Origin of the sequence: Limobrevibacterium gyesilva (assembly GCF_025989185.1) — a bacterium.
GTDB classification, from domain to species: Bacteria; Pseudomonadota; Alphaproteobacteria; order Acetobacterales; family Acetobacteraceae; genus Limobrevibacterium; species Limobrevibacterium gyesilva.
Map to the genome: position 1 here is coordinate 1 of NZ_JAPDNT010000053.1, position 12,090 is coordinate 12,090.

Annotated in this window: 9 protein-coding genes and 1 pseudogene; 4 read left to right on the plus strand and 6 right to left on the minus strand. The window is 69.9% G+C overall.

What is annotated here, in order from left to right:
- A pseudogene (locus OL599_RS24950) lies at positions 1-435 on the minus strand (ATP-dependent DNA helicase); the annotation flags it as partial.
- 92 nt (positions 436-527) lie between these two features.
- Here OL599_RS24950 and OL599_RS24955 point away from each other — a divergent pair.
- The gene (locus OL599_RS24955) at positions 528-2,132 is read left to right on the plus strand and encodes a lysine--tRNA ligase (protein WP_264716764.1); all 1,605 of its coding nucleotides are present in this window, start codon (positions 528-530) and stop codon (positions 2,130-2,132) included.
- A gap of 13 nt (positions 2,133-2,145) precedes the next feature.
- Positions 2,146-4,155: a phosphatidylglycerol lysyltransferase domain-containing protein gene (locus tag OL599_RS24960; RefSeq protein ID WP_264716765.1), complete on the plus strand. Its 2,010-nt coding sequence runs from the start codon at positions 2,146-2,148 to the stop codon at positions 4,153-4,155.
- Positions 4,156-4,346: 191 nt separating this feature from the next.
- On the opposite strand, the gene OL599_RS24965 is transcribed toward OL599_RS24960, so the two are convergent.
- Complete coding sequence (locus OL599_RS24965; protein WP_264716766.1) at positions 4,347-5,966, minus strand: arylsulfatase; 1,620 nt, start codon at positions 5,964-5,966, stop codon at positions 4,347-4,349.
- Between the two features lie 412 nt (positions 5,967-6,378).
- On the minus strand, positions 6,379-6,882 hold the full coding sequence (locus tag OL599_RS24970; RefSeq protein WP_264716767.1) for a hypothetical protein: 504 nt from the start codon (positions 6,880-6,882) through the stop codon (positions 6,379-6,381).
- A gap of 142 nt (positions 6,883-7,024) precedes the next feature.
- Here OL599_RS24970 and OL599_RS24975 point away from each other — a divergent pair, with 142 nt between their 5' ends.
- The gene (locus OL599_RS24975; protein ID WP_264716768.1) at positions 7,025-7,774 is read left to right on the plus strand and encodes a Crp/Fnr family transcriptional regulator; all 750 of its coding nucleotides are present in this window, start codon (positions 7,025-7,027) and stop codon (positions 7,772-7,774) included.
- Between the two features lie 19 nt (positions 7,775-7,793).
- Here OL599_RS24975 and OL599_RS24980 read toward each other — a convergent pair whose 3' ends face one another.
- The 3 genes from OL599_RS24980 to OL599_RS24990 all read right to left on the minus strand — a co-directional run bounded on the left by OL599_RS24980 (position 7,794) and on the right by OL599_RS24990 (position 11,014).
- Entirely contained in the window at positions 7,794-8,978 is a 1,185-nt protein-coding gene (locus OL599_RS24980) for an acetate/propionate family kinase (protein ID WP_456306724.1), read from the minus strand.
- 50 nt (positions 8,979-9,028) lie between these two features.
- Entirely contained in the window at positions 9,029-9,982 is a 954-nt protein-coding gene (locus tag OL599_RS24985; protein ID WP_456306723.1) for a phosphate acetyltransferase, read from the minus strand.
- Positions 9,983-10,108: 126 nt separating this feature from the next.
- Positions 10,109-11,014 (minus strand): HpcH/HpaI aldolase/citrate lyase family protein, encoded by a 906-nt coding sequence (locus tag OL599_RS24990; protein WP_264716770.1) that lies wholly within the window; start codon positions 11,012-11,014, stop codon positions 10,109-10,111.
- A gap of 99 nt (positions 11,015-11,113) precedes the next feature.
- On the opposite strand from OL599_RS24990, the gene OL599_RS24995 reads away from it, so the two are divergent.
- Positions 11,114-12,090: SWIM zinc finger family protein (locus OL599_RS24995; RefSeq protein ID WP_264716771.1), on the plus strand; the 977-nt coding region annotated here is incomplete at its 3' end.

The window sequence follows — 12,090 nt, forward strand, 5'->3', positions numbered from 1 at the left end:
GGCGAGTCCGGCGGCGTCGCGGTTCATCGGCAGGTCCCGCCCCGCCGCCAGCCGCGCCAGCAGCGCCTGGGCGAGGTCGGGCAGCAGCGCGCTCGCCGCCTCCGCGCCCGGCCCGGGCGGCGCCATGTCCAGCGCCAGCGCCAGCCCGCGGGGGGTGGGGGCGGCGACACGGGCGGGCAGCACGAAGGCGAACAGCTCCAGCAGATCCAGCGCCGGCATGGCCTGCAGCCCCAGCCGGCGCAGCGTGGCCGGGGCGTGCACCAGCAGCGGCGGCGGCAGGGTGCGCAGCAGCCGCGCTGCCTCGGCCGTGGGCAGGTCGAGCATCTCGCCGTCCTGCGTCAGGATCGCCGCCCGGCCGACGCCGGCCACCACCGCGGGGGACGCGGGCAGGGAGATGCCCGAAGGCGGTACGAAGCGGGGGGGCAGGGTTGGCATGCCCCCGCGCGAACTGGCGGCTTCGGTCATGGGGGCACTATAAGGTTGCCGCCGGATTGACCAAGGCACCCCCCATCCATAGCTTGCGCCGCATGGCCGACACACCCTCCACCACGACAGTTCCGCAGGGAACACACAAATCCTGGCCGTTCGAGGAAGCGCAGAAAGTCGCCGCCCGCCTCGCCGCGTCGGGCAGGAAATCGGCCCTGTTCGAAACCGGCTACGGCCCGTCCGGCCTGCCGCATATCGGCACGTTCGGCGAAGTGGCGCGCACCAGCTGGGTCCGCCGCGCCTTCACCGAACTGACCGGACTCGACAGCCGCCTGATCGCCTTCAGCGACGACATGGACGGGCTGCGCAAGGTTCCCGACAACGTGCCCAACCGGGACATGCTGGCGCAATACCTGGGCAAGCCGCTGACCCGCATCCCCGATCCGTTCGGCACCCATGACAGCTTCGGCGCGCACAACAACGCCCGGCTGCGCACCTTCCTCGATTCCTTCGGCTTCGACTACGAGTTCGCGTCCTCGACCGAATACTACACCGCCGGCCGGTTCGACGCCGCATTGCTGCGGGTGCTGGAGCGGCACGACGAGATCGTGTCCGTCATCCTGCCCACGCTGGGGGCGGAGCGGCAGGCCACCTATTCGCCGTTCCTGCCGATCCACCCGAAGACCGGCGTGGTGATGCAGGTGCGGGTGGAAAAGCTCGACCCCGCCGCCGGCACCATGGTCTGGCGCGACCCCGAGACGGGGGAGGCGTTCGAGACCCCGGTCACCGGCGGCGCGGTGAAGCTGCAATGGAAGGCCGACTGGGCGATGCGCTGGCACGCCCTGGGCGTGGACTACGAGATGTCCGGCAAGGACCTGATCGACAGCGTGCGCCTGTCCGGCAAGATCTGCCGCATCCTCGGCAGCGAGCCGCCGACCGGCTTCACCTACGAGCTGTTCCTCGACGAGCAGGCGCAGAAGATCAGCAAGAGCAAGGGCAACGGCCTGTCGGTGGAGGAGTGGCTGCGCTACGCTCCGCCGGAAAGCCTGGGCCAGTTCATGTACAACCAGCCGCAGCGCGCCAAGCGACTTTATTTCGACGTGATCCCGAAGGCGGTGGACGAGTATCTCGCCAACGTCACCAAGGCGCACGCCCAGCCGCATCACGAGCGCCCGGCCAACCCGGCCTGGCACATCCATGCCGGCCGCGTGCCGCAGGAGGCGCACAGCCCGCTGTCCTTCGCCATGCTGCTGAACCTCGCCAGCGTGGTGAACGCGGAAAGCCCGGAGATCCTGTGGGGCTTCATCCGCCGCTACAACCCGGACGCGACGCCCGAGGCGATGCCGTTCCTGGACCGGCTGGTGGAATACGCGCTGGCCTATTACCGCGACTTCGTCCGCCCGGCGAAAACCTACCGCCAGCCAGACGCCACCGAGCGGGCTGCATTGACCGACCTTGCCGACTCGCTCTGTGCCCTGCCGCCCGGCGCCAGCGCCGAGGACATCCAGAACCTGCTGTACGAAGTGGGCAAGCGGCACCCGTTCAAGGATCTCCGCTCCTGGTTCGGCGCGCTGTACCAGGTGCTGCTGGGGCAGATGGAGGGCCCGCGGTTCGGCCAGTTCGTGGCGCTGTACGGCATCCCCGAAACCATCACCTTGATCGAGCACGCGCTTGCACGGCCGCACCCCTCCGCCGACGCGGCCTGAGGGCAAGCCGCGCGTGAACGACACGTTGAAGAAGATCCTTCGGCATGTGCCGGCGGTGCTGGGCGTGGCCTTGCTGTTCGGCGCCATCTACGTGGTGCAGAAGGAGTTCCGCAGCCTCAAGGTCGCGGACATCTCGCGTGCCCTGCACGCCATCCCGACCGTGGCCCTGGTGGCCTCGTTCGTGTGGACCGTGCTGTCCTATTTCATCCTGACCTTCTACGACCGTCTCGGCACCATCTACGCCGGCAAGAAGGTCAGCTACGGCAAGGTCGCCTTCGCCTCGTTCTGCGCCTATTCGCTGGCCCACAACCTCGGTTTCGCCGCGGTGTCCGGGGCCGCGGTGCGCTATCGCCTGTACGCGCATTGGGGGCTGACGCCGCTGCAGATCGGCAAGGTGGTGGCGTTCTGCAGCCTGACCTTCGGCCTGGGCGGCATGGTGCTGGGCGGGATCATCCTGTTCACCGAGCCGCAGGCGGTGCCGTTCTTCGGCGACAAGTTCCCGCCTTCTGCGATGTATGCCATCGGCGCCGTGCTGTGGGTGATCGTGATCGCCTATATCACGCTGTCGCGCTGCCTCGGCGTGATCAAGGTGATGGGCCACGAGGTGGAACTGCCGGGCTGGCGCATGGCCATCCTGCAGGTGCTGCTGGCGACCGTGGACGTGGCGGTGACGGCGGCGATCTTCCACGCGCTGCTGCCGCCGACCCCCGGCATGACCTATCTGCGCTTCCTCGGCGTCTATCTTGCCTCCTACACCGCCGGCCTCGCGGCCAACCTGCCGGGTGGGCTCGGTGTGTTCGACACCGCCATGCTGCTCGGCCTGTCGCCGTACATGGAGCCGCCGCAGATCGTCGGCGCCATCGTGGTGTTCCGGCTGTACTACTACATCATTCCGCTGTTCCTGGCCGGCGCCCTGTTCGCCGGCAACGAGATCCTGCTGCGCGGCCGCGGCCTGCTGAAGCGCGCCTCCGGCCTGCGCGGCGTGCAGGCGATCGGGCGCTGGAGCGAGCCGGACTTCGTCGTCGCCGCCGTCACCGGCGTGGTGGCGCTGAGCGGCACGCTGCTGCTGTCGATCGGCGTGCTGGCCCCCGGCTCCGATTTCTCCTGGATCGATCCGGATTTCGCCGACGTGGTGAACCAGGCCGGCGACTTCGTGCCGAGCCTGATCGGCGTCGCCCTGCTGGTGATGGCCGCAGCCCTGGCGCAGCGCGTGAACCTGGCCTGGATCGCGACCCTCGTGCTGCTGCTGCTGGGCGCCGCGTTCACGCTGGCGCAGGGGCAGAATTTGTGGGTGCCGGCGGTGCTGGTGCTGGCGGCGGGGGTGATCGCGCCGTTCCACCAGGCCTTCTACCGCCATGCCCGGCTGCTGAGCGGCAAGCTGCAGGCCGGGACGGCAGTGCCGCTGCTGACGCTGGTCGCCTGCGTGCTGGCCCTGGCCTCGTTCGAGCCGCATGTCCGCTGGCTGGACAGCAACAGCTGGTGGCAGGTGATCCTGTCGCGCGACGTGCCGAACTCGCTGCGCGCCTCGGTGGCGCTGGCCGTGGGTCTGGCGCTGGTGGCGCTGTGGCGGCTGCTGCGCCCGGGCCGGGTGCGCTGGGCCGCCTGGACCGAGGAAGCGCGCCGCCGCTACGCCAGTCTTGGTGCCGAGCCGCCGGCGCAGGCCGATGGCATCGTCTGCGGCGAAGCCGACCGCGCCGTGATCGCATTCCGCCGCGTGGGGCCGGTGATGCTGGCCCTGGGCGATCCCGTGGGGCCCGAAAGCGACCGCGTCTCCGCCGTCTGGCGCCTGCGCGACCTGGCGCAGCAGGAGGGGCTCGACCCCGCCGTCTGGCGTGCCCGCCGCAACTTGCTGACGGTCTACGGCGACCTCGGCCTCGCCGCCCTGCCGCTGGGCCCGGACGGCTTGCCGCTGGCCGATGCCGAGGACGCGGAAGGCCCGCACGCCGACCGCTACCTGGTCTGCGTCGCCGAACGCGACCTGCCGACCCTGCTGCCGCTGCTGCCGGCGCTGGCGGAGCCCTAGCCCTGCGCGGGCGGCGGTTGTGCCGCAAAAGGGAAGGGGACACAGAGAACACAGAGGGCCACAGAGAAGAAAAAAAGAATGAGGCGCTTCGCGCGCAGCGCAACTCGCTTTCTTCTCCGTGTCCTCTGTGATCCTTCGTGTTCTCTGTGTCACCTTTTCCTTGCTTCGCTCCACGGCCACAGCTGCGCTGGTTATTGCCCCTCGTGACTCTTGATCATTTCTTCAACCTGCGCCTTCACGGCATCGAGGTTGAACGAGGCCGGCGCCTGCATCGGTGGGTAGTCGATCGCCGTCCGCGCCAGTTCCGCGACTTTCTGCTGCACGACAACGAAGCGCCAGAATTCGCGAGCGTAGAATTCGTTCATGTAGCCGCCGCCCATTTCGTTCGGGCTTTCGCCCCGGATCGACGGTGTGCGCTCGAACGGATCCTGGCGGATGTTGACGATGGTCGGCATGTCCGTCGTGACCTTCTCGCCGGGCCAGCCATAGGGCTGCTGGTAGAACTGGAACTTGAAGTCGTCGATCCGCAGCGCACCCAGTTTCGGTCCGCCGAAGTAGAACAGCTCATGGCGCGCCGATGGCCCCTTGCCCAGCAACAGCTCCATCTGGTCGTATCCGTCGAGGTGATTCTTGTAGGTTCGATCGCCCAGCTTCACGCCAGACAGCAGCCGGGTCGTGATGTCGGGGTTGCCTGCCGCATTGGCGAGGGTCGGCAGCCAGTCGAGGCCGGAGAACAGACCGTTCTCCACCGTGCCTGGCTTGACCTTGCCCGGCCAGCGGATAATGGCCGGCACGCGGAAGCCGCCTTCGAACACGGTGCCCTTGGTGGCCCTGAACGGCGTCATGCCGCCATCCGGCCAGGTGAAGACCTCCGCGCCGTTGTCGGTGGTGAAGATGACGATGGTGTTGTCAGCCACGCCGATGTCCTGCAGGTGCTTCAGCAAGTCGCCGACATTGTCGTCGATCTGCGCCATGCCGGCCTCTTCCAGGCCGTAGTTGGTCTGGTAGTTCATCAGCGCCTGGTATTTGGGCGCGATGTAGGTGAACACATGCATGCGCGTCGTGTTGTGCCAGATGAAGAACGGCTTGCCGTCCTGCTTCGCCTTGTCCATGAAGCCCTTGCTGCTTTCGACGAGCACCTCGTCAAAGGTCTCCATGTCGTATCGGGCCTTGCGGCTTTCCTGCCAGTTCTGCCGCCCGGTCATGTTCGGGAACGGCGCCAGCGGGCCTGCGTCCACGATCCGCTGCTTGCCGACCCTGCCCCAACGCGGCTGCACCGTGGGATCGTCCACGTCGGTTGCATAGGAATGGATCAGGTTGCGCGGGCCATACTTGTCGATCCAGTCCTGCGGGTAGTCGAACCAGTACGGGTCGGACATCGCGTCGAGGTGGTAGAGATAGCCGAAATACTCGTCGAACCCGTGCACCGTCGGCAGGAACTTGTTGAGGTCGCCCAGATGGTTCTTGCCGAACTGCGCGGTCTCGTAGCCGAGCGATTTCAGCACGGTGGCGAGCGTGACCGCCTCATCGGGGATGCCGACATCGGCGCCGGCCTGGCCCACGGTGGTCAGGCCCGTGCGCAGCGGCAACTCGCCGGTGATGAAGTTTGCCCGGCCGGCGGTGCAGCTTGCCTCCGCGTAGTAGTCGGTGAAGCGCATGCCCTCGGCCGCCAGCCGGTCGAGGTTTGGCGTCTTCCCGGACATGATGCCCTGGTGATAGGCGCCGATGTTGAACCAGCCGACATCGTCACCCATGATGACGAGTATGTTCGGTTTTTGCGCCGCCGGCTGCGCGGCCACCGGAGCGGCCATGCCGGCCCAGCCCGCCGAAATCAGGCCGACGGCAAGCCACCGCAGCCTGGCGCATATCTTGTTCCTGGCTTTCATGACAGACGCACCTCATGCCTTGTTGCATAGGGAACGCACGCAAGGTCTGCCGCAGATCTGCTGATCGGAAAATTGCCGGATGGACCGTCAGGTCCCGCAATGAGCCCGAATACCGTGCCGAAGCCCCGGAGTGTCTTGGGTGTTACGGTGTCTGCGGCGGCGGGCCGGCATCGGTACGATAACACCTTGCCGGGCGTTGGAGTGGTCAGCACATCGCGAGACAGGCGCCGGCGGCTAGAGCCTGATCGGAACCGATAGGCGTTCCGATCAGGCTCTAGGTCTTTGTTTTATCGCGTGATTCACGCCTCCGTGTGATTCCACCTGTGGCGATCACGCTTTAGCCTCCCGCCTCGTGGGGGCGGTGGAGGGGTTTCCAGAGGGTGGCGCCTTCCGGCTGGTGCCCGGCGTCGCGCAGGCCCGAGGCGACCAGGCTGGACTGGCCCAGCACCATGGCGCGGATGGCGTGGCAGCCGAGCGCTTCGGCCAGCGTGTCCAGCTCGGCCACCAGGGCGCGCATCGCCGGCTCGGCGTCCAGCACATCGACGGCGATGAAGTGCTCGGCGACCAGGGTCGGGCCGTGCGTCAGGTCGTTCTCCCGCCGGTAGACGAACAGGCCGCAAGGCATTGGCCGGGAGTTGCGCCGCACCACCATGATGCCCTCCTGCGACGCCCGGCGCGGATTGGTGATGCGCTTGGCGAAACGCAGCCATGTGCGCAGATCGAGCGCTGGCACCGCTTCCCGCACCAGCGGGTAGACCGTGGACGCCTGCTCCGGCATCAGGATGTGGCAGGTGAAGCCCGACATCACCGCTTTCACTCGTTGCTGGGCGGCAGTGTGCATACGATTCCGTTGCTGCTGCCTTGACGCAGATCAAGAGCGGGGATTCCGCACTGCGAAGAAACGTGTTCCCCGGTGAGCCGGCCGTAGAGTACAAGGGATGCCAGACAGGCGGGGCGGCGGAGGAACAACCGCCGGAATTGCGATGGTGGCCGTACGGGCCCGGCCGATCGTGCTTGAGCCGCTGGCGGCGGCCGAACCGTGTGCGCATTGCGACGCCAGGTCGTACAGCGTCTGCAACGCGATCGAGATCAAGGATCTGGAACGCCTCGCCGCGATGGCGGTGTCCATCTCCGTGGAACCCGGCCGCAGCTTCATCGTGGAAGGCGATCCGGCCGAGCACTTCTTCAACGTCACCGCCGGAACCGCCAAGCTGTTCAAGCTGCTGCCGGACGGCAGGCGCCAGATCACCGGGTTCGCCGGCACCGGGCATTTCCTGGGCCTGGCGGTGTCCTCGGTCTATGCCTTCGGGGCCGAGGCGGTGGACCCCATGCGCGTCTGCCGCTTCTCGCGCCCGAAGCTGCGGGCGATGCTGGACGATTTCCCGGCGATGGAGACGCGGCTGCTGGAAGTGGCGTCCAACGAGCTGGTGGCAGCCCAGGAGCAGATGCTGCTGCTGGGCCGCAAGACCGCGCGCGAGCGGCTGGCCTCGTTCCTGATCGCCCGCGCCTCGATCCCCACCCATTGCGTGGCGCAGGCGCCAGGGATGGCGCGTACCGTCACGCTGCCAATGACCCGTGGCGACATCGCCGACTATCTCGGCCTGACCATCGAGACGGTCAGCCGCACGCTGACGCGCCTGAAGGCCGACGGGCTGATCGAGATCCCGTCGAACGGCGCCATTGTCCTGCGCGACCGCGCGGCGCTGGAGAGCGTGGCGGGCGGGCTGGACTGACGCGGAAGCGGGCAACCCCTCACCCCGCCGCGGCGGCGTGCAGCCGGGCCACGTGGCGGGCGATCATCAGGTTCTCGTCGGTCGGGATCACCCAGGCGGACGGCCCGGCGCCCGCGGCCGAGATGCGCGGGCCGCCGGTTTCGTTGGCCGCCGCGTCCAGGGTCAGCCCCAGCCACCCCGCCTGGTGCAGCACCGCCGCCCGCACGTGCGGCGCGTGCTCGCCGATGCCCGCCGTGAACACCAGCCCGTCCAGTCCGCCCAGGGCGGCGGCCAGTGAGCCGAGTTCGCGGGCGATGCGATAGGCGAACAGGTCCACGGCTTCCTTCGCCTGCGGGCTGGCGCTGGCCAGCAGGGTGCGCATGTCGCTCGACAGGCCGGAGACGCCCAGCAGGCCGGAGCGGTTGTACAGCAGGTCGGTCACCTGGGCGGCGGTCATGCCGCGCTGTTCCAGCAGGTACAGCACCACGCCCGGGTCCAGCGCGCCGGCGCGGGTGCCCATCATCAGCCCGTCCAGCGCGGTGAAGCCCATGGTGCTGGCGACACTGCGGCCGGCCCGCATGGCGCACAGGCTGGCGCCGTTGCCGAGATGCGCCACCACCACCCGCCCGCCGGCGAGCTCCGGCGGCAGGCTGGCGGCGATGTACTCGTAGGACAGGCCGTGGAAGCCGTAGCGGCGCACGCCCTCGTCCGTCAGCGCGCGCGGCAGGGCGAAGATCTGCGCCAGCCGCGCCTGGCCGCGATGGAAGGCGGTGTCGAAACAGGCGTATTGCGGCATGGCCGGGGCCGCCGCGGTGGCGGCGCGGATCGCCGCCAGGGCGTGCGGCTGGTGCAGCGGCGCCAGCGGCACCAGCGCCTCCAGCGCCGCGAGCACGGTGGTGTCGAGGCGCACCGGGCGGTCATATTCCATGCCGCCATGCACCACGCGGTGGCCGATCGCCACCAGGTCGTGCTCGCCGGCATGGTGGTCGGTCAGCCAGCCGTGAATGACCCCGATGGCGCCGGCGTGGTCGCGCACCTGCGCCGGGTCCAGCACCACGTCCACGCGCGCATCGTCCGGCAGGCCGCGCACCTGCAGGCGCGGCGCGGTGCCGATGCCTTCCACCTGGCCGCACGCGCCCGCGTCCAGCGCGCCGTCGCGGCCGCGATAGACCGAGAACTTGATGGAGGACGACCCGGCATTGATGACGAGGATGGCCCCGTCGATGGCCACCGTCCGGTCCACGCCCTGCGGGCTGTCCGCGTCCGGGGACGCCGTCATTGCGCCGCCAGCCCCGCGGCGAGGATCCGTCGGGCGTGGCTGTAGATGGCCGCCACCGCGCAGCTCGCCAGCCGCGTGCGCACGTCGTCGGCCCGGCTGGTCAGGATGATCGGCGCGCGCGCGCCCAGCACGATGCCGGCGGCGTCCGCATTGGCCAGGAAGGTCAGCTCCTTGGCCAGCATGTTGCCGGCCTCCAGGTCCGGGACCAGCAGGATGTCGGCGTCGCCCACCACCGGCGAGACGATGCCCTTGGTGGCCGCGGCCTCGCGGCTGATGGCGCTGTCGAACGCCAGCGGGCCGTCGAGGATGCCGCCCTTGATCTGCCCGCGCTCGGCCATCTTGCACAGCGCCGCGGCATCGATGGTGGACGGGATCTTCGACGTTACCGTCTCCACCGCGCTGAGGATGGCGACCTTGGGCTGGGCTCTGCCGAGCGCCTGCGCCAGCTCGATGGCGTTGCACACAATGTCGGCCTTGTCGTCGAGCGTGGGGAAGATGTTCACCGCCGCGTCGGTGATGAACAGCGGCTTGGCGTAGGTGGGCACGTCCATGATGAAGACGTGGCTGACGCGCCGGGCGGTGCGGATGCCGGTGTCCTTGGCCACCACCGCGGCCATCACCTCATCGGTATGCAGGCTGCCCTTCATCAACGCCGCCACGCGGCCGGCGCGCACCAGCACCACGGCCTGTTCGGCGGCGGCGTGGCTGTACGGCGCGTCGACGATTTCCAGGCCGGTGATGTCGATGCCCGTCTGCACGGCCACGCGGCGGATCTTCGCCTCGGGCCCGACGAGGATGGGAACGATGATGCGCGCCGCCCCTGCCTCCACCGCGCCGCCGAGCGAGGCCGCGTCGCAGGGATGCACCACCGCCGTCGGCACCGGGGCGAGCCCGTGGCAACGCGCGATCAAGGCGTCGTATTTGGCGTGCCGGTCGGTCGTGGCGCCCATGGCTGCACCCCAGAATGACATGATCGGTATGGAACCTTACCGCACTGCACAATGATCAGGAAGCGGCATCGTCCCGCAAGCCGGACGCGGCGGCATTGACGTGGATCAAGCCGTGCCCGGGTCAGGTCATCCTTGCACCGCCATCCGCCGCGCGACGGCGGCGTGGCGCGCCAGCAGCCGCTCGGCGCGGCGGACGATCGGCACGTCGATCATCCGCCCGTCCAGCGCCACCGCGCCGCGCCCGTGCGCCCGCGCCTCGGCATCCGCCGCGATCACGCGGCCGGCATAGGCGACATCGGCCTCGCTGGGCGTGAAGGCGGCGTTGAGCGGCGCCACCTGGGCCGGGTTGATGCAGCTCGCGCCCTCGTAGCCCATGCGGCGGGAGCGTTCGGCCATGGCCTGGAACGCCGCGGGGTCGGCGAAGCCGGCGATGCTGCCGACCAGGCCCAGCGGCATCACGCCGGCGGCGCGGGCGGCGATCAGCAGCATCTGCCTGGCCACCAGCAGCGCTTCCTCGGTCGGCTCGGCGCCGATGGCGGTGGCGAAATCCTCCGCCCCCAGGCTCATCGCCACCGTGCGCGGCGAGGCGCTTGCGATGGCGGCGGCCTGCGGCAGCGCCTCCGGCGTCTCCACCAGCAGGTAGAACCAGGTGCGGCCGACCGGGAGGCCCGCCTTCGCCTCGCATTCGCTCACCAGCTCGTCGAGCAGGCGCACATGGTCGGGTCCGCGCGCCTTGGTGACGGTCAGCCCGTCCACGTCGGGGCCGATGGCGGCCTGGATGTCCGGCACCGCCAGCGCCAGCGGCGCGTTGATGCGCACCAGCACGTCGGCCGCGCCGCGCCGGACCTTCGCCGCCGCCGCCGCCACGCCCGCCCGCGCCGTGACCTTCTCTGACGGCGGCACGCTGTCTTCCAGGTCGAGCTGGATGCAGTCCGCGCCGCGCGTGTGCGCCTTGTCGACGAAGCGGCCGACATGCGCCGGCACGTACAGCAGCGAGCGCCAGACCGGCGCCGGGGAAGGGGCATGGTTCATGGCCGCAGCGTGCGCCGTCGGGGCGGGGGGTCAAGGGGGGAGCGGCCGGGGGCTCGGCGCCTGTCGCAGGCGACTCGGACAGGCCGATAGGGTACGCCCATGATCGGGATCACCCACGATGACATCGGCCGGGCGGTATCGGGCAAGGCATTCGATGCGGGGCTGCTCTACCACGTGAGCGGTAGAGTGCTGGACTGCACGGTGTCGCCCGGCGGCGACGCCGTCACTGGGCGGGTGAGGGGCAACGCCCACCGGCCCTATCGCCAGGATATCCGCATCGGCCATGGCCGCGACGGCCGCGCGCAGGTGGACGGGGACTGCAGTTGCCCGGTCGGCTACAACTGCAAGCACGTGGCCGCCGTGCTGCATGCGGCGATCGACCAGCAGAGACGGCTGCCGGTGCTGCGGGACGCGCCGGCGCTGTCGCCCCTGCTCGCGGCGTGGCTCGTGGAGCTGGAGGGCGCCGAGGCCGATGACGGCGAGGCCTATCCCGCCGCCATCCGCCAGCGCCTGTTCTACGTGCTGCGGCTGGGGCAGGCGGCGTCCGGGCGGCGGCAGCTGATCGTCGAGCCGACATCGGTGGCGCTGCGCAAGGACGACAGCTTCTCCGCCCGGGTGACGAAACTCGTCCCCGGCGCCATCAGCCAGGCGGCGGCGCCGAAATATCTGCGCAACGCCGACCACCCGATCCTGGCGGGGCTGCGCGATCTCGCGCCCGGCGGCGTCGCCGGCATGGGCGAGCCGTTCCCGGACACGCTGCACCGCATGATCGCCACCGGCCGCGCGCGCTGGGGCGGCGTGGAGGGGCCCGCCGTCACCCTGGGCGCGCCCCGCCCCGGGCGCATCGCCTGGCGGATGGGCGAGAACGGCGAACAGCGGGCGGAGCTGGAGCTGGAGGACGGGCTGCTGGGGCTGGCCCTGGCCGAGCCCTGGTATGTCGATCCGGCCGCCGGGGTGATGGGCCCGGTCGCGCTCGATCTGCCGCGGCGGCTGGCGCGGCTGCTGCTGGCCGCCCCCGCTGTGGCGCCCGACGCCGCGCCGCTGGTGCGGGCCGAGATGGCGCGCCGCCTGCCGGC